We start from the raw sequence: 23,926 nt of genomic DNA, 5'->3' as shown, positions 1-23,926 counted from the left end.
GGAAACGCCCGGTTACATTCCGAACCCGGAAGCTAAGCCTTTCAGCGCCGATGGTACTGCAGGGGGGACCCTGTGGGAGAGTAGGACGCCGCCGAACAAATCTTCAGGACCCCTGGTCCCAGCGTTCACGCTGGGACCAGGGGTCCTTTTGTTTTTTGCTTGACTTTTCCGAGGCGCGGCCGGGTGCCGGCTGCGCGAGAATGACTGCAGTACCCGAAGACAGGAGTCACGCCGATGTCCACCAACTCTCCCGACGACCGTCCGGAGCGCGAGCCGCGTCGCAGGGACGGTGCCGGTGGCGACCGGGGCGGCTTCCGTGGGCCGCGCCGTGACGACAGCCGTGGTGACAGCCGTGGTGACAACCGTGGTGGGGGCGGCTTCCGTCGCGACGACAACCTTCCGTCGTGACGACAACCGTGGCGGTGGTGGTGGCTACCGGGGTCGTGACGACCGTGGCGGCGACCAGCGCGGCGGCGGTTTCCGTCGTGACGACCAGCGCGGTGGCGGCTTCCGCCGGGACGACAACCGTGGCGGTGGCGGTGGCTACCGGGGTCGTGACGACCGTGGCGGCGACCAGCGCGGTGGCGGGTCGTGACGACCAGCGCGGTGGCGGCTTCCGCCGGGACGACAACCGTGGCGGTGGCGGTGGCTACCGGGGTCGTGACGACCGTGGCGGCGACCAGCGCGGCGGTGGGTTCCGCCGTGACGACAGCCGTGGTGGGGGCTACCGGGGTCGGGACGACCGGGGTGGCGACCGTGGTGGGTACCGGGGGCGTGACGACCGGGGTGGTTACGGGCGCCGGGACGACCGGGGTGAGCGGAGCGACCGCGCGCCGATCAAGCGCCTGCCGATCCCGCCGGAGGTCACCGGCGAGGAGATCGACGCCGATGTGCGCCAGGAGCTCATGAGCCTGCCCAAGGGGCTCGCCGACGACGTCGCCCGCAACCTCGTCATGGTCGCGCAGCTGATCGACGAGGACCCGGAGAAGGCGTACGGCTACTCCCGGGTCGCGCTGCGGCTCGCCTCGCGCGTCGCCGCCGTCCGCGAGGCCGCCGGCTTCGCCGCGTACGCCAACCAGAAGTACTCCGAGGCGCTGGCCGAGTTCCGGGCCGCGCGGCGGATGAGCGGTGGCGTGGACCTGTGGCCCGTGATGGCCGACTGCGAGCGCGGCCTCGGCCGGCCCGAGCGGGCGCTGGCCATGGCCGGCGAGCCCGAGGTGCAGAAGCTCGACAAGGCCGGGCAGGTCGAGATGCGGCTCGTCGCCGCCGGCGCCCGCCGGGACATGGGGCAGCTGGAGGCCGCCATCGTGACCCTGCAGAGCCCCGAGCTGGCGTCCAGCGCCAACCACCCGTGGACCGCGCGGCTGCGGTACGCCTACGCCGACGCCCTGCTCGCCGCCGGGCGGGAGCAGGAGGCGCGTGAGTGGTTCGCCAAGGCCCTGGAGGCCGACAAGGACGGCGCCACGGACGCCTCCGACCGGCTCGCCGAGCTGGACGGGGTCGAGTTCGTCGACGCCTTCGACGACGAGTCGGAGGCCGAGGCCGACGACGCCGGCGACGAGGACGACGACAACGACAACGACATCGAGACGGACGCGGACCTCGACGCCGACGACGTGGACGACGAGAACGACGAGGGCTGAGACCCTCTGACGTGACGAAGGGGCGGCACCCGGTGGGTGCCGCCCCTTCGGCGTCCGTACGTGCTCGTCGGTCAGTCCAGGGCGAGGCTGCGGAGGACCAGGCCCGTCGCCGGCTTCGGGCCGAACGAGGTCGACTTGCGGGGCATCGTGACGCCCTGGCGGGCCAGGTCGCGGACGACCTCCTCACGGACCGGGTGCATCAGGACCGCCGTGCCGCCCCGGCGCTCGGCCTGGTCGACGGCCGCCGCCGTGTCGTGGATGTAGGCGATGTCCTCGGGGGCGTCCGGGACGCGCCAGACGTGCTCCAGGAGCGTGGCGTGCAGGACCGTCGCGTCCAGCGTCCGCCACGCCTCCGGGCGGTCGGAGCGGACCGTGCGGGCCAGCAGCGCCGGGTCCGGGCGGTCCAGGAGGTGGAAGGCGCCGTCGCCGGCCAGGAGGAAGGCGTTGCCCTCCGCCGCGGCCTCGGCCAGGGCCTCCAGGGCCTCCGGCAGGGGGCGCTCGACGCGGCGGACCCGGAAGGAGTCGCCGACGGCCTCCAGGGCGTCCGCCACCGGCAGCCGGCTCAGCAGACGGTGGATCGCGCGGACCCGCAGCGGATAGCGGACCGTGTCGATGAGCAGGACGAGGCCCTGGTTCCAGGGGCCCGGCGAAGGACGCTCGTCGCGGAGCCGCAGATAGGTCGCCCAGCGGTGGTGCCCGTCGGCGATCAGTGCCTGGTGGCGGGCGAGTTCGGTGGTGACCGCCGCCTGCTCGGCCGGATCCGTGACCGCCCACAGGCGGTGGTGGAAACCGTCCTCGGTCGTCGTCGCGAGCAGCGGCTCGCGCAGGATCGTGCGCTCCACGACCTCGTCCGCGCCGTCGCCGGTGCCCGGATACGTCAGGAGCAGCGGCTCCAGATTGGCGGCCGTCGTGCGCATCAGGGCGGCGCGGTCCTCGACCACGTGCGGCATGACGTCCTCGTGCGGGAGGACGACGCCCTCGTCGGGCGTGGTGAGTTCCAGGGCACCGATGATGCCGCGCTGGAGGATGCCGTCGCCGCGCTGCTCGTACACGTACAGCGCGGGGGTCGGGTCGGGGGCGAGGACGCCGTCGGCCAGCCAGCGGTCCATCGTCACCGCGGCCTTGCGGTGGCGGGTGCCGGCCGTGACCGCCTGCGGGAGGATCAGCCGGACGATGTTGTGCGGGTCCGCCGACTCCAGGTGCAGCAGTCCGTCAGGTCGTACGACGACGTCATAGGGCGGGGACGTGACGGCCGCGAGGCTGCCGACCCGATCGGGGACGTACCGGATGCCCCGGAACGGGTGCAGGCGCAGCCCCGGGGTGTCGTCGCGGACGTCGCTGGCCGCGTGACCTGAGGAGTTCATCTCGTCATCGTAGGCGCGCGGTGGCGATGAGCGATGATCGGGGGAGCGGGGGATGTCGGAGCGGTGAAGTGAGGAGCGGGTGGTCATGGCGCGAGACGGCCAGGAGCGGCGGACGGAACGGAGCCGGCCCGGCGGCAGCGCGGTCGCGCTGAGCGCGGCGTACGACACGGCGTTGCTCGACCTCGACGGGGTCGTGTACTTCGCGGGCGGGGCGGCGATCCCGTACGCCGTGGAGGCGCTCGGAGCGGCCCGGGACGGCGGGATGCGGCTCGCGTACGTGACGAACAACGCGCTGCGGACGCCGGACGCGGTGGCCGCGCACCTCACCGAGCTGGGCGTGCCGGCCGCGCCGGGGGACGTCGTCACGTCGGCGCAGGCCGTGGCCCGGCTCATCGCCGAGGACGTGCCGGAGGGCTCCCGGGTGCTCGTCGTCGGCGGCGAGGGGCTGCGGGTCGCGCTGCGCGAGCGGGGGCTCGTCCCCGTCGAGTCGGCGGACGACGAGCCGGTGGCCGTCGTCCAGGGGTACGGCGGCCCGGAGATGGCCTGGGGGCGGTTCGCGGAGGCGGCGTACGCGGTCGGGCGCGGTGTGCCCTGGTACGCGTCCAACACCGATCTGACGATCCCGGGCGCGCGGGGGATCGGGCCGGGGAACGGGGCGGCCGTCGAGGTCGTGCGGATCGCCACCGGCGGGCGGGTCGTGCCGAGGGTGGCGGGGAAGCCGCAGCCGCCGATGCACCGGGAGACCGTGCTGCGGACCGGGGCCGAGCGGCCGCTGGTCGTCGGCGACCGGCTGGACACCGACATCGAGGGCGCGTTCAACGGAGGTGTCGACTCGCTGCTCGTGCTGACCGGGGTCACCGATGTGGCGACGCTGCTCGCGGCCGTGCCCGAGCACCGGCCGACGTATGTGGCGGCCGATCTGCGGGGGCTGCTCGTCGGCCAGCCGGAGGTCGAGCCGGACGGCGACGGCGGGTTCCGGTGCGGCGGGTGGCGGGCCTCGGTGAGCGGGGACGCGCTCGTCCTGGAGGGGACGGCGGGGAGCGACGTGCTCGACGGGGTGCGGGCCCTGTGCGGGGCCGCGTGGACGTGGGCCGGGGCCGGGGCATGCGGGCTCGACGCGGGGAAGGCGCTGGCGCGGCTCGGGCTGTAGGAGCGGGGGCAGGGCCGGGGGATCCGGGATTGGGGGCCACCGACCCCTCCTAGGCCAATATTGGATAGGCTAACCTAACTCCGTGTTGGTCGAGAGTCCCTCCCGTACGAGCGCGGAGCCGACAGGTCCCGGGCAGTCCCCGAAGCGCCGGAACTCCGTGCGCGCCCTGGGGCTGCTCGCGGCGGTCGGCGCCCTGCTGCTTGTCTGTGTCCTCAGCGTCATGATCGGCGCCAAGCCGGTGCCGATCGGCGACGTGTGGCACGGGCTGTTCCAGAACAGCGGCGTCGGCAACGACGTCGTCATCCACGACGTGCGCGTGCCACGCACCCTGCTCGGGCTGCTCGTCGGCCTGGCGCTCGGCCTGGCCGGCGCGGTGATGCAGGGGCTGACCCGCAACCCGCTGGCGGAGCCCGGACTGCTCGGGGTCAACGCCGGCGCGGCCGCCGCCGTGGTGTCCGCCATCGCCTTCCTCGGCGTCACCGACGTCCGCGACTACGTCTGGTTCGCCTTCGTCGGCGCCGCCGTCGTCTCCGTCGTCGTGTACGTGCTCGGCGGCAGCCGCAGCGCCACCCCGGTGCGGCTCGCGCTCGCCGGGACCGCCGCCACCGCCGCCCTGTACGGCTACGTCAACGCCGTCCAGCTGCTCGACTCGGCCGCCCTCGACCGGCTCCGCTTCTGGACGGTCGGCTCGCTGGCCTCCGCCGACATGGAGACCGTCGGCCGGGTCGCGCCGTTCATCCTGGCCGGCGCCGTGCTGGCGCTGGCGATCGCCCGGCCGCTCAACGCCATGGAGATGGGCGACGACTCCGCCCGCGCGCTCGGCGTCTCCATCAACCGGACCCGGATCGTCGCCATGGTCGCCGTCACCCTGATGTGCGGGGCCGCGACCGCCGCCTGCGGACCGATCGTCTTCCTCGGCCTGATGGTGCCGTACATGGTCCGCGCGATCACCGGGCCCGACATGCGGTGGATGCTGCCGTACGCGGCCGTGCTCGCGCCGGTGCTGCTGCTCGGCTCCGACGTCCTCGGCCGGGTCGTCGTCCGGCCCGCCGAACTCCAGGTCGGCATCGTGACGGCCCTCGTCGGCGGGCCCGTCTTCATCCGACTCGTACGCCGCAAGAGGATGGCCCAGCTGTGACCACCAAGACCCTGCGGACCGGCGGCGGACTCTCCCTGCGGTACGCGCCGCGGGCCGCGTACTCCGGCCTCGGGCTGATCCTGCTCACCCTCGGCGTCGGCACCGTCCTCGTCTGCACCGGCGACTTCCCGATGACGCCGTCCGAGGTCCTCGACACCCTCCTCGGCCGGGGGACCGTCGTCCAGGAGTTCGCCGTCATGGAGCTGCGGCTGCCGCGGGTCCTCGTCGCGATCCTGGTCGGCGCCGCGCTCGCCCTCGGCGGGGCGGTCTTCCAGTCGATCTCCCGGAACCCGCTGGGCAGCCCCGACGTCATCGGCTTCGGCCAGGGCGCCACCGTCGGCGCGCTCACCGTCATCGTGCTCTTCCAGGGCAGCGCCGTCGCCACCGCCCTCGGCGCCGTCGTCGGCGGTGTCCTCACCGGCGCCGTGATCTACCTGCTCGCCTGGAAGCGGGGCGTGCACGGCTACCGGCTGGTGCTCGTCGGCATCGGCGCGGCCGCCATGCTGACCTCCGTCATCCACTACCTCATCACCAAGGCCGACCTGGTGGACGCCACCCGCGCCACGGTGTGGATGACCGGCTCCCTCGACGGGCGGGACTGGACCCAGTTCTGGCCGCTGCTCGCCGTCTGCTGCGTGCTCGTGCCGCTGGTCCTCGGCCACGGCCGGGCGCTGCGGATGCTGGAGATGGGCGACGACGCCGCGTACGCCCTCGGCGTGAAGGTCGAGCGGACCCGGATCGTCCTGATGGCCTCCGCCGTGCTGCTCGTCGCCGTCGCCACCTCGGCGGCCGGGCCCATCGTCTTCGTCTCCCTCAGCGCCCCGCAGCTGGCCCGCCGGCTCACCCGCGCGCCCGGCCCCAACCTGGCGGTCTCCGCCGTCATGGGCTCCGCGCTGCTGCTGAGCGCCGACTGGATCGCCAGCAACGCCTTCGGCGACCGCCAGCTGCCCGTCGGTGTCGTCACCGGCATCCTCGGCGGCTGCTATCTGCTCTGGCTGCTCGTCAGCGAGCGCAAGGCGGGCCGGATATGACCACGAACAAGAGCACCATGGACCAGGACAACAGGAGCATGCCCATGAGCGGTCGGCAGCAGCAGCGCCTCGGGGCCGAGTCGGTCACCCTCGCGTACGAGCAGCGGGTCATTGCCCGCGACCTGTCCGTCGAGATCCCCGACCACTCCTTCACCGTCATCGTCGGGCCCAACGCCTGCGGCAAGTCCACCCTGCTGCGCGCCCTCTCCCGGATGCTGAAGCCGACGCAGGGCCGGGTGCTGCTCGACGGGCAGTCGATCCACTCGCTGCCGGCGAAGAAGGTGGCCCGCACCCTCGGCCTGCTGCCGCAGTCGTCCATCGCGCCCGACGGCATCACCGTCGCCGACCTCGTCGCCCGCGGCCGCTACCCGCACCAGGGCCTGCTGCGCCAGTGGTCGCCGGAGGACGAGCGGATCGTGCAGGAGTCGATGGAGTCGACCGGCGTCGCCGAGCTCGCCGACCGGTTCGTCGACGAGCTCTCCGGCGGCCAGCGCCAGCGGGTGTGGATCGCCATGGCGCTCGCCCAGCAGACCCCGCTGCTGCTGCTCGACGAGCCGACCACGTACCTCGACATCCAGCACCAGATCGACGTCCTCGACCTCTGCGCCGAGCTGCACGAGACGCAGGGGCGGACGCTCGTCGCCGTCCTGCACGACCTCAACCACGCGGCCCGGTACGCCACCCACCTCATCGCGGTGCGCGGCGGCGAGGTCGTCGCCCAGGGGCCGCCGTCCGAGGTGGTCACCGCGGAGCTGGTCGAGCTGGTCTTCGGGCTGCGCTGCCAGGTCATCGACGACCCGGAGACGGGCACCCCGCTGGTCGTCCCGGCCGGGCGGCAGGCCCGGGCCCGGCGGAGCGCGCCCGCGCCGGAGGCGGCGCGGGAGGCCGTACCGGTGGCCGCCCTACAGAAGTGAGCGGAGCCGCAGCAGGTCGCGGAAGCCGGCCTCCAGCCTGACCCGGCCGGAGGCCCACGCCTTCGCGAAGTTCAGCCGGCCGTCCACCATCGCCACCAGGTCGTCGCCGGTCATCGCCAGCCGGATCTGTGCCTTGTGGGGCGGTGGGCCGGCCACCGTGGACTCCACGACCATCCGGCCGCCGGCCAGCCGGCCGGTGAAGGTCGTGTCGAGGTCCGTGAGGTGGCAGCTCAGGGTGCGGTCGAGCGCCGCGGCGCCCCGGACCGAGCCGTCCGCCCCCGCGAGGTTCTCCGCCAGCTTGTCGAGTGCGTCGCGGCACTCCGTGATCGTCGCCATCGCCGTCGACCGTACCCCAGGGCTTCGCGATAGCGTCGGGGCATGGACGAAGCGATGACGGACACCGGTACGGAACCGGCGGCGGACGGGCCCGCGGCCGCCGCCCCGCTGGGGGTGGACCGGGAGCCCACCGGGCTGCCGGCCGTCGACGCGCTCGTCGAGCGGCTGGGCGAGGCCGACCACCTCCCGGCGGACGGACACCTCGCGGTGTACGAGGATGTACACCGAGGACTGCGCGCCGAGCTGACCTCGCTCGACGCGCACCCCGCCTCCGCACCCCGTCCGCACGACCCCAGGAGCTGAACCCACCGTGGCAGGAGTGGCACGCCGCCGCCTCGACGCCGAGCTGGTCCGGCGCAAACTCGCCCGCTCGCGCGAGCACGCCAGCCAGCTGATCGCCGCGGGCCGGGTGACCGTCGGCAAGACCGTCGCCACCAAGCCCGCCACCCAGGTCGAGACCGCCGCGGCGATCGTCGTCACCCAGGACGACTCCGACCCCGACTACGTCTCGCGCGGCGGCCACAAGCTCGCCGGCGCCCTCGCCGCCTTCGTACCGAAGGGGCTGAAGGTCGAGGGCCGGCGGGCCCTCGACGCCGGCGCCTCCACCGGCGGCTTCACCGACGTGCTGCTGCGCGCCGGCGCCGGCCACGTCGTCGCCGTCGACGTCGGCTACGGCCAGCTCGCCTGGTCGCTCCAGAGCGACGAGCGGGTCACCGTCAAGGACCGCACCAACGTGCGCGAGATGACCCTCGACTCGATCGACGGCGTCCCCGCCGACCTCGTCGTCGGCGACCTCTCCTTCATCCCGCTCGGCCTCGTGCTGCCCGCCCTGGTCGCCTGCACCGCGCCGGACGCCGACCTCGTCCTGATGGTCAAGCCGCAGTTCGAGGTGGGCAAGGAGCGGCTCGGCTCCGGCGGAGTCGTGCGCAGCGCCGAGCTGCGCGCCGACGCGGTGAAGAACGTCGCCCGGCAGGCGGCGGAGCTCGGACTCGGGGTGGCCGGCGTCACCGCCAGCCCGCTGCCGGGGCCGTCCGGGAACGTCGAGTACTTTCTGTGGCTGCGGGCCGGGGCGCCCGCACTCGATCCTGCGGACGTCGACCGCGCCGTGGCGGAGGGACCTCGTTGACAGAGACAGCGGCACCACAGGCACCACGCACCGTCTTCCTGCTCGCGCACACCGGCCGGCCGGCCGCCGTGCGCAGCGCCGAACTCGTCGTCCTGGGGCTGCTGCGCAGCGGCATCGGCGTCCGGGTCCTGGAGGCGGAGGCGGCCGACCTGCCGCTGCCGCCGTCCGTGGAGAAGATCCCGGACAACTGCCCGGAGGCGCTCGACGGCTGCGAACTGATCATCGTCCTCGGCGGTGACGGCACGCTGCTGCGCGGCGCCGAGTTCTCCCGCGCCTCCGGCGTGCCGATGCTCGGCGTCAACCTCGGCCGCGTCGGCTTCCTCGCCGAGGCCGAGCGCGACGACCTCGACAAGGTCGTCGACCGGGTCGTCACCCGGGCGTACGAGGTCGAGGAGCGGATGACCCTCGACGTCGCCGTCTACCAGAACGGCGACACCCTGCACCGCGACTGGGCGCTCAACGAGGCCGCCGTGCAGAAGGTGTCCCCGGAGCGGATGCTGGAGGTCGTCCTCGCCATCGACGGCCGGCCCGTCACCGGCTTCGGCTGCGACGGCGTGATCTGCGCGACGCCGACCGGGTCCACCGCGTACGCCTTCTCGGCCGGCGGCCCGGTCGTCTGGCCCGAGGTGGAGGCGCTGCTCATGGTGCCGATCGGGGCGCACGCGCTGTTCGCCAAGCCGCTCGTCACCACCCCCGACTCCGTCCTCGCCGTCGAGGTCGAGCCGCACACCCCGCACGGGGTGCTGTGGTGCGACGGGCGGCGGACCGTCGAGCTGCCCGCCGGCGCCCGCGTCGAGGTCCGGCGCGGCGCCGTGCCCGTCCGGCTCGCCCGGCTCCACCACGCGTCCTTCACCGACCGGCTGGTCGCGAAGTTCGCGCTGCCGGTCTCGGGGTGGCGCGGCGCGCCGCACTGACCGTCCGGAGTGGGGGCGATGTCGCGTCCCGGTGCGGAAACCTCGTATGGTCTGGGGCGTGCTGGAGGAGATGCGGATACGGTCGCTCGGAGTCATCGACGACGCGGTGGTCGAGCTGTCGCCCGGCTTCACCGCGGTGACGGGTGAGACCGGCGCGGGCAAGACCATGGTCGTCACGAGTCTCGGGCTGCTGCTCGGCGGACGGGCCGACCCGGCCCTGGTGCGGATCGGGGCGGGCTCGGCGGTCGTCGAGGGGCGGATCAGCCTGCCGCCCGGCGCGCCCGCCGCGCTGCGGGCCGAGGAGGCCGGGGCGGAGCTCGACGAGGGCGCCCTGCTGGTGACCCGTACCGTCTCCGCGGAGGGGCGCTCGCGGGCGCACCTCGGCGGGCGGTCGGTGCCCGTCGGGCTGCTCGCCGAGCTCGCCGACGAGCTCGTCGCCGTCCACGGCCAGACCGACCAGCAGGGCCTGCTGAAGCCCGCCCGGCAGCGCGGCGCGCTCGACCGGTACGCGGGCGAGGCGGTCGCCGGGCCGCTCGCCGCCTACGGCGAGGTGTACCGGCGGCTGCGCGCCGTCACCGCCGAGCTGGACGAGATCACCACCCGGGCACGTGAGCGAGCCCAGGAGGCCGATCTGCTGCGCTTCGGGCTCGGCGAGATCGAGGCCGTCGCGCCGCTGGCCGGCGAGGACGCGGAGCTGGCCGCCGAGGCCGAGCGGCTCGGGCACGCGGAGGCGCTGGCCTCCGCCGCCGCGCTCGCGCACGCCGCGCTCGCCGGGAACCCGGAGGACCCCGAGTCCGTGGACGCGACCACGCTGGTCGCGGGCGCGGGCCGGGCCCTGGAGGCCGTACGGTCGCACGACCCGGCGCTCGCCGCGCTGGCCGACCGGATGGGGGAGATCTCCATCCTGCTGGCCGACGTGGCGCAGGAGCTGGCGGGGTACGCCGACGACCTGGACGCCGATCCGCTGCGGCTCGCCGCGGTCGAGGAGCGGCGGGCCGCGCTCACCCAGCTCACCCGGAAGTACGGCGACTCCGTCGGGGCCGTCCTGCTCTGGGCGGAGGAGAGCGCCGCACGGCTGCTGGAGCTGGACGGCGACGACGACCGGATCGGGGAGCTGTCCGCCGAGCGGGACCGGCTCCGCGACGAGCTGTCCGTCCTCGCGCAGCGGCTCACCGACGCCCGGGTGGAGGCCGCGGACCGGTTCGCGCAGGCGGTCACCGCCGAGCTGGCCTCGCTGGCCATGCCGCACGCGCGCGTGTCCTTCGACATCCGGCAGACCGAGGCGCTCGACGAGGCCGCGGGTGTCGAGGTCGGCGGGCGGCGGGTGGTGTACGGGCCGGCCGGCGCCGACGAGGTCGAGCTGCTGCTCGCCCCGCACCCCGGTGCCCCGCCGCGGCCCATCGCCAAGGGCGCGTCCGGTGGTGAGCTGTCCCGGGTGATGCTCGCCGTCGAGGTCGTCTTCGCCGGGGTCGACCCGGTGCCGACGTACCTCTTCGACGAGGTCGACGCGGGCGTCGGCGGCAAGGCGGCGGTGGAGATCGGCCGGCGGCTCGCCAAGCTCGCCAAGTCCGCGCAGGTCGTGGTCGTCACCCACCTCCCGCAGGTCGCGGCCTTCGCCGACCGGCAGCTGCTCGTCGAGAAGACCAACGACGGCTCCGTCACCCGGTCCGGCGTCACCGTCCTGGAGGGCGAGGAGCGGGTCCGCGAGCTCTCCCGGATGCTCGCCGGCCAGGAGGACTCCGAGACCGCCCGGGCCCACGCGGAGGAGCTCCTGGCCACGGCCAGGGCCGACGGGTGATCCGGGGCCCCGGCGGCTCGACGCGCGTGGCCGGGGCCCGGGGCCTCGACGCGCGTGGCCGGGGTCCGGTGCCTCGACGCGCGTGGCCGGGGCCCGGGGCCTCGATGCGAGTGGGGGCGCGCGCCGTGAGGGCGCGCGCTCGCTCGGACGGGTGAAACCGGAGGACGGGGCGGTGCTCGGACACGGGAACGACGCGGTGTCGGTGCCGGAACGTGCGTACGGTCGGCTGCCCGGGCTGGCATCCTTGGGCGCGTGACACAGCTCCGTACGGTCCAGGTGCTGGGCGGCGGCAGCGCGGGCAGCAGCGCGCACGTCCGATCACTTGCCGCGGGGCTGGTGGCGAGGGGCGTCCGGGTGACCGTGTGCGCTCCGGCCGAACTCGACCGTCTCTACGACTACTCGGGGGCCGGCGCGCACGTCGTGCCGCTGCCCCGCCGCAACGACCCCGCGACCGTCGCCGTGCTCCGCAACGCCTGCATCGGCGCCGACGTCGTCCACGCGCACGGCCTGCACGCCTCCGTCCGGGCCGCGCTCGCCGTCTCCGGCGGCGTCGGGCTCGCCCGCACCCCGCTCGTCACCACCTGGCACGGCCGCCCGCACACCGACGGGCCCCTGGGCGGGCTCGTACGGCTCCTGGAACGCCGGACCGCGCGGGCGGCCGCCGTCGTCCTCGGCACCTCCTCGGAACTCGTCGACCGGGCCCGGCGGCGCGGCGCCCGCGACGCGCGGCTCGCCCCGGTCACCGTGCCCGCCGCGCGCGGGCCCGTCTGCCTCCACGACGGCAAGGCCAGGGCCGAACTCGGCGCCGTCGACCGGCCGCTGCTGATGGCCGTCGGCGCGCTCGAACCCGGACGCGGGTACGGGACGCTGCTCGACGCGGCCCGCGCGTGGCGGGAGCTCGACCCGCAGCCGCTGCTCGTCATCGCCGGCGAGGGCCGCGAACGGGCCGCGCTCCAGCGGCGGATCGTCGCCGAAGGGCTCGCCGTCCGGATCGTCGGGCGCCGCGACGACGTCGCCGAACTGCTGGCCGCCGCGGACGTCGCGGTGCTGCCGTCCCGCTGGGAGTCGCGCTCCCTGCTCGCCCAGGAGGCGCTCCGGCTCGGCGTCCCGCTGGTCGCCACCGCCGTCGGCGGAATCCCCGAACTCGTCGGCGACGCCGCGGAACTCGTGCCGTACGGCGACGCCGACGCCCTCGCCGCGGCCGTCCGGGGCCTCCTGGAGGACGAGGAGCGGCGGATGGACCTCGCGGCGGCGGGACGCGTCCAGGCCGGGACGTGGCCGACGGAGGACGACACCATCGCGCACGTCCTGAGCGTCTACGACGAACTGGCGGCCCGCTAGCCCCCGGTGCGGGTCACGGCGTGTGGCGGCGGGCTCGTAGGGCCAGGGAGAGGGCCAGGACGGTCTGCGGGTCGTCCAGGTCCGTGCCGAGGAGCTCGGAGATGCGGGCCAGCCGGTTGTAGAGCGTCTGGCGGTTGAGGTGCAGCTCGCGCGCCGTCTCCGCCTTGCGGCCCGCGTGCGCCAGATACGTCTCCAGCGTGGGCAGCAGCGGCGGCCGGGAGGCGCGGTCGTGGTCCCGGAGCGGGCCGATCGCGCGGTCGACGAAGGCCGCCAGGTCCGGGTGGTCGCGCAGCCGCCACAGCAGCAGGTCGATGTCGAGCCGCCGGGCGTCGTACCAGGGGCGGTCCGTCAGGCCCTGCGCCGCCGTGGCCGTCTCCGCCGCGTGCCGCAGCCCCGCCGACGCGGCCGCCCAGCCGCCGGCCATCCCGACCACCACGACCGGCGGATGCGCCCCGGCGCCCTCCAGACCGGCCCGCTCCACCCCGGCCCGCAGCGCCGCCGCGACCCGGTCGGCGACCGCCGTCCGCTCCGACTCGGAGCGCAGGCCGAGCAGGACCGGGACGCGGCCCTCGACCGGGCGGACGCCGAGGAGCGCGGGCACGCCGACCGAGGACAGCTCCTCGTGGACGGCGCGGGCGAGCAGCGCCCAGCTACCGGACGGGGAGAGCTCGGGGGCCAGCCGCATCACGACCGGCAGCAGCGGCCCCTCGCCCGGCCGGAAGCCGAGGACACGGGCCTGCGCCGGCGCGTCCTCCGCCGAGATCCGGCCCTCCGCCAGATCCGTCAGGAAGTCGCCGCGGCCGCGCGCCGCCAGCTCCTCCTCCTGCCGGGCCTGCATCAGGACGACCGCGAGGAGGCCCGCGGCCCGCTCGGCGGCCATCCGGTGGACGGGGGAGAGGGCGCCGGAGACCGCGAGCAGCACCAGCCGGGCCCGCACCGAGCCCGTGCCGGGGCCTCCGCCGGGGACGTCGACGAGGACCGTGCCGGTCGGCGGGCCCGACTCGCGGGCCGCGCGCTGGCCGCGGAGCCCGTCCCACACCTGCAGCGGGTCGGCCGGACCGGACTCGGTGCCCGCCGCGTACAGCAGCTGCCCGTCGGCGGTCTCCAGGAAGACCGGGTTCGCGGCGAAGTCGGAGAGGATCCGCAGGACCTGGGGCACCCCGCCGCCGCCGAGCAGCGCCTCCGTGCACTGCCGGTGGATCTCCTCGGCCTGCCGCTGGAGCGCGTAGTGGCCGTTGACGATCTCGGTGTGGATCTCCTCCGTCACCGTGACGAACGGCACCTCGCGGTGGAGCTGGACCAGCGGCAGCCCGGCGGCCCGGGCGGTCTCCACTATCGTCGCCGGCAGCCGGGCGAAGCGCGGGCCGAGCTCCACGACGAGGGCCGCGATGCCCCGGTCGGCGAGGCGCCGCACGAAGGCCCGCTGCTCGGCCGGACGGGTGCCCAGGCCGAGACCGGTGGTCAGCAGCAGCTCGCCGCCCTTCAGCAGGGACGCGATGTTGGGCACCTCGCCCGCGTGCACCCACCGCACGGTGCGCTGGAGCCGGTCGGCGCAGGCGACGACCTCCGGGAGGCCGCTGCGGAGCCCCGGCAGTTCGAGTGCCCGTTGTACGGTGATGCCGCCCTGCGTGTCCATGGGCGGACGCTATCGCCGATGGTGTTTCCTGGACATCTCACCACGGTCACGGGGCGGGTCCGATCGCACACAGGGGCGACAACTCGTCGTGGCGCGGCGGGATTTGTACGACCGAATGTCGCTTGTGGCCTACGTCACTCCGGTGGATGCTCTCCCGCCATGGCAGATACCTCCACCCCGCAGCCGGCCCCGCGCGTGGACCGGCTCAAGGCGAACTCCGTCGGGCTCGTCGGCGTCGTCTTCATGGCCGTGGCCACCGCCGCGCCGATCACGGCCATGACCGGCAACCTCCCCATCGCCGTCGGCTTCGGCAACGGCACGGGCGCCCCCGCCGGCTACCTCTTCGCCACCCTCGTCCTGACCGTCTTCTCCGTCGGCTACGTGGCTATGGCCAAGCGGATCACCGCCGCCGGCGCCTTCTACGGCTACATCTCGCACGGCCTCGGCCGGATCGCCGGCATGGCCTCCGGCATGCTCGCCGTCCTCGCCTACATCGTCTTCGAGGCGTCCATCGTCGGCGTCTTCGCCTACTTCGCGAAGACCACCGTCGCCGACCAGCTCGGCGTCGACCTGCCCTGGATCCTGTACGCGGCCGTCATGCTGGCCGTCACCGCCGTGCTGTCGTACTTCGACATCAACCTCACCGCCAAGGCGCTCGGCGTCATGCTCATCGCGGAGATCGCCGTCCTCTTCGCGGTCGCCACCGCCGTCCTGATCCACGGCGGAGGCCCGGACGGCATCCCCGTCGAGCCGATCAACCCGAAGAACGCCTTCACCGGCGCCTCCGCGGGCCTCGGCCTCTTCTTCGCCTTCTGGTCCTGGGTCGGCTTCGAGTCCACCGCCATGTACGGCGAGGAGTCCCGCGACCCCAAGCGCGTCATCCCCCGCGCCACCCTCATCTCCGTCATCGGCGTCGGCCTCTTCTACATCTACGTCTCCTGGATGACGATCGCCGGCAACGGCCTGACCGGCTCCGTGAAGCTGTCCTCCTCGACCAGCCCGCTCGACCTCTTCTTCGCCCCCACCCAGACCTTCATCGGCGCCTGGGCCGTCGACGCCTTCCAGTGGCTGCTGCTCACCGGCTCCTTCGCCTGCGGCATGGCCTTCCACCAGTGCGCCTCCCGCTACCTCTACGCCATCGGCCGCGAGGGCTTCCTCCACCCGGCGCTGGGCCGCACCCACCCCCGGCACGGCTCCCCGTACCTCGCCTCCTTCGTGCAGAGCGCCATCGCCGTCCTCCTCGTCGGCGCCTTCTGGCTCACCGGCCAGGACCCCTACATCCACCTCTACACGCTGCTCGCGATCCTCGGCACGATGGCCATCCTCATCGTGCAGACCCTCTGCTCCTTCGCCGTCATCGGCTACTTCCGCAAGAACCACCCCGAGGACCGGCACTGGTTCAGGACCCTCACGGCGCCGCTCCTCGGCGGCATCGGCATGACCGCCGTCGTCGTCCTCCTCGTCGTCAACATGGAGACCGCCGCCGGACTCGCCGCCGACTCCCTCTTCTTCAAGGCCATCCCGTGGATCGTCGGCGCCGTCTTCTTCGGCGGCCTCGGCCTCGGCCTCTATCTCAAGGCCAAGCAGCCCGCGCGGTACGAGATCATCGGCCGGATCGTCCTGGAGGACGCCGCCGAACGCGACGACGAGCAGACGGAACCCGTCACCGCCGCCCACGGCTGACCCCGCGGCCGTACGGCCGGCACCGCCACCGGCCGAACCCCCACCACTCCAGGAGCGCCCCATGGCACGCACCAACCCGATGCACCTCCTGAACCGCCTCGCCGCCGACCACGCCGACGCCCGCCGGCTCGGCCTCCCGGTCGACGAGCTCCGCGGCCTGCGGAACGATCCGCTCGGCCGCCGCACCCTCCTCAAGGCGGCCGCCGCGGCCGGCATCGCGGTCTCCGCCGCGGCCGCGCCCGCCGTCGCCGCCGTCCCCGACCCGCCGGTGCGGTCCGACGCCCGGATCGCGGTCGTCGGCGCCGGCATCGCCGGACTCACCGCCGCCCTCACCCTCCAGGACGCCGGCCTCGCCCCCGTCCTCTACGAGGCCGACCCGGCCCGCGTCGGCGGCCGGATGTGGACCCAGCGGAACCACTGGGCCTACGGGCAGACCTCCGAGATCGGCGGCGAGCTCATCGACACCAGCCACAAGAAGATGCTGGAACTCTGCCGCCGCTTCGGCCTCCCCACCGAGGACTTCCTCGGCGGCGGACCCAACGGCGCCGAGGAGGTCCTCTGGTTCGACGGCGGCTACTACCCGCGCCACCAGGCCGACGAGGACTTCAACGGCGTCTACCAGGCGCTGCGCCGCGACCTCTCCGAGGCGGGCGAGGTCTTCTGGAACCAGACGACCCCCACCGGCACCGCCCTCGACAACATGTCGGTCCACGAGTGGATCGAGAGCCGCGTCCCCGGCGGACACGCCTCGCCGCTCGGGCAGTTCATCGACGTCGCCTACAACGTCGAGTACGGCGCCGACACCACCGAACAGTCCTCGCTCGCCCTCGTCCTGCTCATGGGCTACCAGACCAATCCCGGCAACTTCAACATCTGGGGCCTGTCCAACGAGCGCTACCACATCACCGGAGGCAACGACCGGCTCCCGAACGCCATCGCCGGCGCCCTGAACCCCGGCACCCTCCGCATGGGCTGGACCCTCCAGGCGGTCCGGGCCAACGCCGACGGCACCCAGACCCTCACCTTCGCCGAGGGCGGCACCACCCGCACCGTCACCGCCGACCACACGGTCCTCTGCGTCCCGCTGCCGATCCTCAAGCAACTGGACCTGACCCGCGCCGGCTTCGACCCGCTCATGACCAGCCTGCTGCGCGACGCCCGCATGGGCTACTGCACCAAGCTCAACATGCAGTTCGGCACCCGCCCCTGGCGCGGCACCGGCGCCTGGCCCGGGGTCTCCGCCGGCGACTGCTTCACCGACCTGGACGTGCAGCAGACCTGGGACACCACCAAGGTCCAGGGCGGCACCGGCGGCATCCTCATCCAGTACAACGGCGGCAGCCTCGCCCGGAACCTCGCCCCCGCCGGACCCTTCTCCACCGAGTCCGACCCGTACGTGCGGAACCTGGTGAGCCGCTACCTCGCCGGGATCGACACCTTCTTCCCCGGCACCGCACGCGCCTGGAACGGACGCGCCCAGCTCTCCGCCTGGCACAGGAACCCCAACGCGCTCGGCGCGTACTCCTGTTGGCCGGTGGGCTACCTCCACCGGTACGCCGGGTACGAGGGCACCCCCCAGGGCAACGTCCACATCGGCGGCGAGCACTGCTCCTACGACTACCAGGGCTTCATGGAGGGCGGCGCCACCGAGGGCGAGCGGGCCGCGAGGGAGGTGATCGACGCCCTCCGGTAGCGGTCAGGCCGCCTCCGCCGGCGCGATGTTGTGGTTGAGGCGGAACACGTTGTCGGGGTCGTACGCGGCCTTCACGGCGGCGAGCCGCGGGTAGTTGTCCGCGCCGAAACCGGCGACCACCCGCCGCTCGCCCTCCGTACCGATGAAGTTCAGGTACACCGCGTCCGTCGACCACGGCCGCATGTCCGTCCGCACGTCGTGCACCCACTGGACCGCCGCACCGTCCTGGTCCGGATCCTCCCAGGTCGCGAACGGGTGGACGGCCCAGGGCGCGGTGCGCCACGGCAGCGGGTACTCCGCGGGTCCGCGGGCCACCGCGCCGCCCAGCGGGAACAGCACGTGCTGGGTGGCCGTGCCGGCCGGGATCCGCTCACCGCGGGCGCAGTACACCTCCACCGCCTCGTCCGGCAGCCCGCTCAGATACTCCGCCGACCAGTAGTTCCGCAGCCCCGGCGGGTCGTCGATCATGCACTGGAGATCGGCGTACGGGATCTCCTGGACGAGCTCCACCACCGGCCGCAGCGCGGACAGCGGACCGGCCAGCTCCCGGACGCCCGCCACCGGCCCGGCGAAGGTGACCAGCGCCGCCGCCACCAGCTCGCCCACCAGGTGCGCCGGCACGAACGGCTCGGGCGGGGCGGGGAAGTACAGCACCCCGCCGCTCGCCTCGTCCGGCATGGTCTCCGCCAGCCGCCGGAACGCCGTCACCACGTCGGGTCCCGACCGCGGCGGGAAGAGCAGCATCGCGAAGCTCATCACCGGCAGCTCGTGGAGCCGCAGCGTCAGCGAGGTCACCACGCCGAAGTTGCCGCCGCCGCCGTGCAGCGCCCAGAACAGCTCCGGGTTCTCCTCGGCGCTCGCGACGACGTGCTTGCCCTCGGCCGTGATCAGCTCGGCGGCGAGCAGGTTGTCGCAGGCGAGCCCGAACTTCCGCTCCAGCCAGCCGGAACCGCCGCCCAGGGTGAGGCCGCCGACGCCGGTCGTGGAGACCCGGCCGCCGGTGGTCGCCATGCGGAAGGGCTGGGTGGCACGGTCGAGGTGCCCCATCGTGGCGCCGCCCTCGACCCGTACCGTCATGTGCTCGGGGTCCGCGACCACGGCGTGCATCCGGCGCAGGTCGACCACCAGACCGCCGTCGACGACGGAGCTCCCGGCGACGCTGTGGCCGCCGCCGCGCACGGCGATCGGCAGCCCCGTCCCGCGCCCGAAGAGGATCGCGTTGGAGACGTCCGCCGGGGTCGCGCACTGCGCGATCACGGCCGGCCGGCGGTCGATCATGCCGTTGTGCACGGCCCTCGCCGCGTCGTAGCCCGGATCCCCGGGCACGAGGACCTCACCGGCCAGATCCTCGCGGAGCCCGGCCAGGGCGGTGTCCGGAACGGTGAACTGGGGAGCCATCGGGTGCCCCCCTTTCGTGCGGGGGCCAGGACACCTTCATCGTAGGTCCGGCCCCCGGAGGGCGCCCCTCAGCCGCCGTAGGCGCCGCTCGCGGTCAGCCGCAGCGCGGTGTCGATCAGCGGCACGTGGCTGAACGCCTGCGGGAAGTTGCCCACCTGCCGCTGCAGCCGCGGGTCCCACTCCTCGGCGAGCAGCCCCAGGTCGTTGCGGAGCGAGAGCAGCTTCTCGAAGAGGGTGCGGGCCTCGTCGACCCGGCCGATCATCGCCAGGTCGTCGGCGAGCCAGAAGGAGCAGGCGAGGAACGCGCCCTCGTCGCCCTCCAGGCCGTCGACGCCGGCCTCCTCGCCGGCCGTCGGATAGCGCAGCACGAAGCCGTCCTCGGTGGACAGCTCCCGCTGGATCGCCTCGATCGTGCCGATCACCCGCTTGTCGTCCGGCGGCAGGAAGCCCATCTGCGGGATCAGCAGCAGCGAGGCGTCCAGCTCCTTGGAGCCGTACGACTGGGTGAAGGTGTTCCGCTCCTTGTCGTAGCCCCGCTCGCAGACGTCCCGGTGGATCTCGTCGCGCAGCTCGCGCCAGCGCTCCAGCGGCCCGTCCGCGTCCCCGGACTCGATCAGCTTGATGGTGCGGTCCACCGCCACCCAGGCCATCACCTTGGAGTGGGTGAAGTGCCGGCGCGGGCCGCGGACCTCCCAGATGCCCTCGTCGGGCTGGTTCCAGTTCTTCTCCAGGTACTGGATCAGCTTGATCTGGAGCAGGGAGGCGTAGTCGTTGCGGGACAGGCCGGTCATGTGGGCCAGGTGCAGGGCCTCGGTGACCTCGCCGTACACGTCGAGCTGGAGCTGGCTCGCGGCGCCGTTGCCGACCCGGACCGGGCCCGAGTTCTCGTACCCCGGCAGCCAGTCCAGCTCCGCCTCGCCGAGCTCCCGCTCGCCCGCGATGCCGTACATGATCTGCAGGTTCTCCGGGTCGCCCGCGACGGCGCGGAGCAGCCAGTCCCGCCAGGCGCGGGCCTCCTCGCGGTAGCCGGTGCGCAGCATCGAGGAGAGGGTGATGGCCGCGTCCCGCAGCCAGGTGTAGCGGTAGTCCCAGTTCCGCACGCCGCCGATCTCCTCCGGCAGGGAGGTCGTCGGCGCGGCGACGATCCCGCCGGTCGGCGCGTACGTCAGTGCCTTCAGGGTGATCAGGGAGCGGACCACGGCCTCCCGGTAGGGGCCGTGGTACGTGCAGTGCCCCACCCACTCGCGCCAGAAGCCGGCCGTCGCCTCCAGGGAGCCCTCGGGGTCCGGCAGCGCCGGCGGCTCCTTGTGCGAGGGCTGCCAGGACAGCGTGAAGGCGACCCGGTCGCCGGGGGTGACGGTGAACTCGGAGTAGGTGGTCAGGTGCTCGCCGTGGGTCTCGGCGTCGGTGTCGAGCCAGACGGAGTCGGGCCCGGCCACCGCGACCGTGCGGTCGCCGACCTTGTGCACCCAGGGCACGATCCGGCCGTAGCTGAACCGCATCCGCAGCGCCGAGCGCATCGGCACCCGGCCGCTGATCCCCTCCACGATCCGGATCAGCTGGGGGGCGCCGTCACGCGGCGGCATGAAGTCGGTCACCCGGACCGTGCCGCGCGGGGTGTCCCACTCGGACTCCAGGATCAGCGAGTCGCCCCGGTAGCGGCGGCGGTCGGCGGGGGCCGGTTCGGCGTCGGCCGGGCCGGCCGGGCCCACCCTCCAGAAGCCGTGCTCCTCGGTGCCGAGCAGCCCCGCGAAGATCGCGTGCGAGTCGAAGCGGGGCAGACAGAGCCAGTCGACGCTGCCGTCCCGGCAGACCAGCGCCGCGGTCTGCATGTCTCCGATGAGTGCGTAATCCTCGATACGCCCGGCCACGTGGTTCACTCCAGTCGAACGGCCTGTCCGCCCCTCGGGGCGCGTGCAGCAGATGTTGCTTGTCGCGAGAGGTGCCCGCGGTGCCAGTGTGCGGGATGGCCGGCTCCGGCAGCGGGTCGAGGGGAGGCGACACGGGCTCCCGGTCCGGTTCCACGGGCGGGGGTGGTGCCGTTTGCCGGCCGCCCGGGGACGAGGCCGGGCGGGATGGTCCGCACCCTAATCACCGTGGTGATCACCCGCGTAACGCGCTGCTCCACACGGGTGAACAGGTCTTTTCGATATGCCCCCGCCGCCCCGTGGAAACGGGCCCGGAAGGCCGTGCCGCGCCCCCTCCCACCCGGTCGGCCGGTGTGCCGACCGTGTGGCCGGAAGCGGTCTCCTGCTGTCACTGATACCCTGGTACCCCGTGGACCGGTGGGAAACGGCGCCAGCCGAAACCCCCGAAACCGCAGCGACGGCACCCCCGATTCTTCCGGAGGACCAGCCGCTTCGCACCTCCAGAACGCGACCACGGGAGCCCCCTCTTGGCGATGCCGCCCAACACCACGACGACCAAGCACATCTTCGTCACCGGGGGTGTCGCCTCGTCCCTCGGCAAGGGCCTCACCGCCTCCAGCCTGGGCATGCTGCTCAAGGCGCGGGGTCTGCGGGTGGTCATGCAGAAGCTGGACCCGTACCTCAACGTCGACCCGGGCACGATGAACCCGTTCCAGCACGGTGAGGTGTTCGTCACCAACGACGGCGCCGAGACCGACCTGGACATCGGCCACTACGAGCGCTTCCTCGACCGCGACCTCGACGGCTCGGCCAACGTCACCACCGGCCAGGTCTACTCGCAGGTCATCGCCAAGGAGCGGCGCGGCGAGTACCTCGGCGACACCGTGCAGGTCATCCCGCACATCACCAACGAGATCAAGTCCCGGATCCGTCGCATGGCGACCGACGAGGTCGACGTCGTCATCACCGAGGTCGGCGGCACGGTCGGCGACATCGAGTCGCTGCCGTTCCTGGAGACCGTCCGACAGGTCCGCCACGAGGTCGGCCGCGACAACGTCTTCGTCGTGCACATCTCGCTGCTGCCCTACATCGGTCCCTCCGGCGAGCTGAAGACCAAGCCGACCCAGCACTCCGTCGCCGCCCTGCGGAACATCGGCATCCAGCCGGACGCGATCGTGCTCCGCTGCGACCGCGAGGTCCCCACTGCCATCAAGCGCAAGATCAGCCTGATGTGCGACGTGGACGAGGCCGCCGTGGTGGCCTGCCCGGACGCCCCCTCGATCTACGACATCCCCAAGGTCGTGCACTCCGAGGGCCTCGACGCCTACGTCGTGCGCAAGCTCGACCTGCCCTTCCGCGACGTGGACTGGACCGTCTGGGAGGACCTCCTGGACCGGGTCCACAACCCGGAGCACGAGGTCACCGTCGCGCTCGTCGGCAAGTACATCGACCTGCCCGACGCCTACCTCTCGGTCACCGAGGCCATGCGCGCCGGCGGCTTCGCCAACAAGGCGCGGGTCAAGGTCAAGTGGGTCACCTCCGACGACTGCAAGACCCCGGCCGGCGCGGAGAAGCAGCTCGGCGACTGTGACGCGATCCTCATCCCCGGCGGCTTCGGCGACCGCGGCGTGTCCGGCAAGGTCGGCGCGATCCAGTACGCCCGCGAGAAGAAGGTGCCGCTGCTCGGCATCTGCCTCGGCCTGCAGTGCATCGTCATCGAGGCGGCCCGCAACCTGGCCGGCATCCCCGAGGCCAACTCCACCGAGTTCGACCCGGCCACCGCGCACCCCGTCGTCTCCACGATGGAGGAGCAGCTGGCCTACGTCGAGGGCGCCGGCGACCTGGGCGGAACGATGCGCCTGGGCCTCTACCCGGCGAAGCTCGCCGAGGGCTCGGTCGTCCGCGAGACCTACGGCGACGAGCCGTACGTCGAGGAGCGCCACCGTCACCGCTACGAGGTGAACAACGCCTACCGCGGCGAGCTGGAGAAGAAGGCCGGCCTGGTCTTCTCCGGCACCTCCCCGGACAACAAGCTCGTCGAGTTCGTCGAGTACCCGAAGGAGATCCACCCCTACCTGGTCGCCACCCAGGCGCACCCGGAGCTGAAGTCCCGCCCGACCCGCCCGCACCCGCTCTTCGCGGGCCTGGTCAAGGCGGCCGTCGAGCGCAAGACGGCCCAGTAGTACGGCGCGTTAACGTAGCCGGGGTACGGGTTCTCGCACGAGGACGCGTACCCCGGCTTTCGTATGTGGGAGGACTACCGATGCAGGTGCAGGACACCCCGGAGGAGTGGCGGGTCGTCGCCTCCACCACCCCCTTCAAGGGCAACAAGACGAGTGTCCGCACGGACGACGTGGTCATGCCGGACGGCTCGGTCGTCCGCCGCGACTACCAGGTCCACCCGGGCTCCGTGGCCGTGCTGGCCGTGGACGACCGGGACCGGGTGCTGGTGCTGCGGCAGTACCGCCACCCGGTGCGGCAGAAGCTGTGGGAGATCCCGGCCGGACTCCTCGACGTGCCCGGCGAGAACCCGCTGCACGCCGCGCAGCGCGAGCTGTACGAGGAGGCGCACGCCAAGGCGGGGGAGTGGCGGGTCCTGACGGACGTGTACACCACCCCGGGCGGCTGCGACGAGGCCGTACGGATCTTCCTGGCGCGCGACCTCGCCGAGGCGGAGGGGGAGCGGTACGCGGTCTCCGAGGAGGAGGCCGACATGGAGGTGGCGCGGGTCCCGCTCGACGAGCTGGTGCGCGGTGTCCTCGCGGGCGAGCTGCACAACAACTGCCTGGTGGTGGGCGTGCTGTCGCTGGTCGCGGCGCGGGCCGGTGACGGTCTGGACGCCCTCCGCCCCGCCGAGGCCCCCTGGCCGGCCCGGCCCTTCGAGCGGTAACGC

At 73.6% G+C, this 23,926-nt stretch carries 19 protein-coding genes and 1 rRNA gene; 15 read left to right on the top strand and 5 right to left on the bottom strand.

Translation table 11 applies throughout. The features are described from left to right. Positions 1-97 (top strand): 5S ribosomal RNA (gene rrf / locus IF73_RS38640); the annotation flags it as partial. Between the two features lie 793 nt (positions 98-890). Then, complete coding sequence (locus IF73_RS40425; protein WP_037879241.1) at positions 891-1,643, top strand: tetratricopeptide repeat protein; 753 nt, start codon at positions 891-893, stop codon at positions 1,641-1,643. A 71-nt stretch (positions 1,644-1,714) separates the two neighbouring features. On the opposite strand, the gene IF73_RS0115055 is transcribed toward IF73_RS40425, so the two are convergent. Beyond that, entirely contained in the window at positions 1,715-3,007 is a 1,293-nt protein-coding gene (locus tag IF73_RS0115055) for a DUF1015 family protein (RefSeq protein ID WP_031007811.1), read from the bottom strand. Positions 3,008-3,092: 85 nt separating this feature from the next. Here IF73_RS0115055 and IF73_RS0115050 point away from each other — a divergent pair, with 85 nt between their 5' ends. The 4 genes from IF73_RS0115050 (at position 3,093) to IF73_RS0115035 (ending at position 7,240) form a co-directional block, all read left to right on the top strand. Continuing rightward, the gene (locus IF73_RS0115050; protein WP_031007810.1) at positions 3,093-4,157 is read left to right on the top strand and encodes an HAD hydrolase-like protein; all 1,065 of its coding nucleotides are present in this window, start codon (positions 3,093-3,095) and stop codon (positions 4,155-4,157) included. A gap of 82 nt (positions 4,158-4,239) precedes the next feature. Further along, positions 4,240-5,295 (top strand): iron chelate uptake ABC transporter family permease subunit, encoded by a 1,056-nt coding sequence (locus IF73_RS0115045; protein ID WP_031007808.1) that lies wholly within the window; start codon positions 4,240-4,242, stop codon positions 5,293-5,295. Continuing rightward, entirely contained in the window at positions 5,292-6,326 is a 1,035-nt protein-coding gene (locus tag IF73_RS0115040; protein WP_031007806.1) for a FecCD family ABC transporter permease, read from the top strand. The genes IF73_RS0115045 and IF73_RS0115040 overlap by 4 nt, the downstream gene beginning before the upstream one ends. 17 nt (positions 6,327-6,343) lie before the next feature. Beyond that, on the top strand, positions 6,344-7,240 hold the full coding sequence (locus tag IF73_RS0115035) for an ABC transporter ATP-binding protein (RefSeq protein ID WP_402319293.1): 897 nt from the start codon (positions 6,344-6,346) through the stop codon (positions 7,238-7,240). Here the strand turns inward: IF73_RS0115035 and IF73_RS0115030 are convergent. Then, the gene (locus IF73_RS0115030; protein WP_031007801.1) at positions 7,229-7,576 is read right to left on the bottom strand and encodes an SCP2 sterol-binding domain-containing protein; all 348 of its coding nucleotides are present in this window, start codon (positions 7,574-7,576) and stop codon (positions 7,229-7,231) included. The two genes, IF73_RS0115035 and IF73_RS0115030, sit on opposite strands and share 12 nt — an antisense overlap. A 42-nt stretch (positions 7,577-7,618) precedes the next feature. Here IF73_RS0115030 and IF73_RS0115025 point away from each other — a divergent pair, with 42 nt between their 5' ends. The 5 genes from IF73_RS0115025 to IF73_RS0115005 all read left to right on the top strand — a co-directional run bounded on the left by IF73_RS0115025 (position 7,619) and on the right by IF73_RS0115005 (position 12,755). Beyond that, positions 7,619-7,879, top strand: a complete 261-nt coding sequence (locus IF73_RS0115025; protein ID WP_031007799.1) for a hypothetical protein — start codon at positions 7,619-7,621, stop codon at positions 7,877-7,879. A gap of 7 nt (positions 7,880-7,886) precedes the next feature. Further along, positions 7,887-8,702, top strand: a complete 816-nt coding sequence (locus tag IF73_RS0115020; protein WP_031007797.1) for a TlyA family RNA methyltransferase — start codon at positions 7,887-7,889, stop codon at positions 8,700-8,702. Continuing rightward, positions 8,699-9,616 (top strand): NAD kinase, encoded by a 918-nt coding sequence (locus IF73_RS0115015; RefSeq protein WP_031007794.1) that lies wholly within the window; start codon positions 8,699-8,701, stop codon positions 9,614-9,616. Before IF73_RS0115020 ends, IF73_RS0115015 begins: the two co-directional genes overlap by 4 nt. 46 nt (positions 9,617-9,662) lie before the next feature. Then, on the top strand, positions 9,663-11,414 hold the full coding sequence (gene recN, locus IF73_RS0115010) for a DNA repair protein RecN (RefSeq protein ID WP_031007792.1): 1,752 nt from the start codon (positions 9,663-9,665) through the stop codon (positions 11,412-11,414). Positions 11,415-11,666: 252 nt separating this feature from the next. Next, positions 11,667-12,755: a glycosyltransferase family 4 protein gene (locus IF73_RS0115005; RefSeq protein WP_031007790.1), complete on the top strand. Its 1,089-nt coding sequence runs from the start codon at positions 11,667-11,669 to the stop codon at positions 12,753-12,755. 13 nt (positions 12,756-12,768) lie between these two features. On the opposite strand, the gene IF73_RS0115000 is transcribed toward IF73_RS0115005, so the two are convergent. Next, entirely contained in the window at positions 12,769-14,391 is a 1,623-nt protein-coding gene (locus IF73_RS0115000) for a PucR family transcriptional regulator (RefSeq protein ID WP_031007788.1), read from the bottom strand. Positions 14,392-14,550: 159 nt separating this feature from the next. Between IF73_RS0115000 and IF73_RS0114995 the strand changes: the two genes are divergently transcribed. After that, positions 14,551-16,074: an APC family permease gene (locus IF73_RS0114995; protein ID WP_031007787.1), complete on the top strand. Its 1,524-nt coding sequence runs from the start codon at positions 14,551-14,553 to the stop codon at positions 16,072-16,074. A gap of 61 nt (positions 16,075-16,135) precedes the next feature. Beyond that, entirely contained in the window at positions 16,136-17,767 is a 1,632-nt protein-coding gene (locus IF73_RS0114990) for a flavin monoamine oxidase family protein (protein WP_031007785.1), read from the top strand. Between the two features lie 3 nt (positions 17,768-17,770). Here the strand turns inward: IF73_RS0114990 and IF73_RS0114985 are convergent, their stop codons facing one another. Both IF73_RS0114985 and IF73_RS0114980 read right to left on the bottom strand, forming a co-directional pair. Then, positions 17,771-19,165 (bottom strand): FAD-binding oxidoreductase, encoded by a 1,395-nt coding sequence (locus IF73_RS0114985; RefSeq protein ID WP_031007775.1) that lies wholly within the window; start codon positions 19,163-19,165, stop codon positions 17,771-17,773. A 68-nt stretch (positions 19,166-19,233) separates the two neighbouring features. Next, the gene (locus tag IF73_RS0114980) at positions 19,234-21,036 is read right to left on the bottom strand and encodes a glycoside hydrolase family 15 protein (protein ID WP_031007773.1); all 1,803 of its coding nucleotides are present in this window, start codon (positions 21,034-21,036) and stop codon (positions 19,234-19,236) included. A 530-nt stretch (positions 21,037-21,566) separates the two neighbouring features. Between IF73_RS0114980 and IF73_RS0114975 the strand changes: the two genes are divergently transcribed. Beyond that, on the top strand, positions 21,567-23,216 hold the full coding sequence (locus IF73_RS0114975; protein WP_031007771.1) for a CTP synthase: 1,650 nt from the start codon (positions 21,567-21,569) through the stop codon (positions 23,214-23,216). 80 nt (positions 23,217-23,296) lie between these two features. Then, on the top strand, positions 23,297-23,923 hold the full coding sequence (locus IF73_RS0114970; protein WP_031007760.1) for an NUDIX domain-containing protein: 627 nt from the start codon (positions 23,297-23,299) through the stop codon (positions 23,921-23,923). Positions 23,924-23,926 lie beyond the last annotated feature (3 nt).

The sequence above is a fragment of the Streptomyces sp. NRRL F-5727 genome (assembly GCF_000719555.1).
Classification (GTDB): domain Bacteria; phylum Actinomycetota; class Actinomycetes; order Streptomycetales; family Streptomycetaceae; genus Streptomyces.
Note: the sequence above shows the minus strand (reverse complement) of the source record. Positions and strands in the feature narration are given on the sequence as shown.

What these genes read in the sequence shown, in the direction of transcription:
- IF73_RS0115055 (WP_031007811.1), bottom strand. Translation starts at nt 3,007, where the DNA reads ATGAACTCCTCAGGTCACGCGGCCAGCGACGTCCGCGACGACACCCCG.
- IF73_RS0115050 (WP_031007810.1), top strand. Translation starts at nt 3,093, where the DNA reads ATGGCGCGAGACGGCCAGGAGCGGCGGACGGAACGGAGCCGGCCCGGC.
- IF73_RS0115035 (WP_402319293.1), top strand. Translation starts at nt 6,344, where the DNA reads ATGGACCAGGACAACAGGAGCATGCCCATGAGCGGTCGGCAGCAGCAG.
- IF73_RS0115030 (WP_031007801.1), bottom strand. Translation starts at nt 7,576, where the DNA reads ATGGCGACGATCACGGAGTGCCGCGACGCACTCGACAAGCTGGCGGAG.
- IF73_RS0115025 (WP_031007799.1), top strand. Translation starts at nt 7,619, where the DNA reads ATGGACGAAGCGATGACGGACACCGGTACGGAACCGGCGGCGGACGGG.
- recN (WP_031007792.1), top strand. Translation starts at nt 9,663, where the DNA reads ATGGTCTGGGGCGTGCTGGAGGAGATGCGGATACGGTCGCTCGGAGTC.
- IF73_RS0115000 (WP_031007788.1), bottom strand. Translation starts at nt 14,391, where the DNA reads ATGGACACGCAGGGCGGCATCACCGTACAACGGGCACTCGAACTGCCG.
- IF73_RS0114995 (WP_031007787.1), top strand. Translation starts at nt 14,551, where the DNA reads ATGGCAGATACCTCCACCCCGCAGCCGGCCCCGCGCGTGGACCGGCTC.
- IF73_RS0114990 (WP_031007785.1), top strand. Translation starts at nt 16,136, where the DNA reads ATGGCACGCACCAACCCGATGCACCTCCTGAACCGCCTCGCCGCCGAC.
- IF73_RS0114985 (WP_031007775.1), bottom strand. Translation starts at nt 19,165, where the DNA reads ATGGCTCCCCAGTTCACCGTTCCGGACACCGCCCTGGCCGGGCTCCGC.
- IF73_RS0114975 (WP_031007771.1), top strand. Translation starts at nt 21,567, where the DNA reads ATGCCGCCCAACACCACGACGACCAAGCACATCTTCGTCACCGGGGGT.
- IF73_RS0114970 (WP_031007760.1), top strand. Translation starts at nt 23,297, where the DNA reads ATGCAGGTGCAGGACACCCCGGAGGAGTGGCGGGTCGTCGCCTCCACC.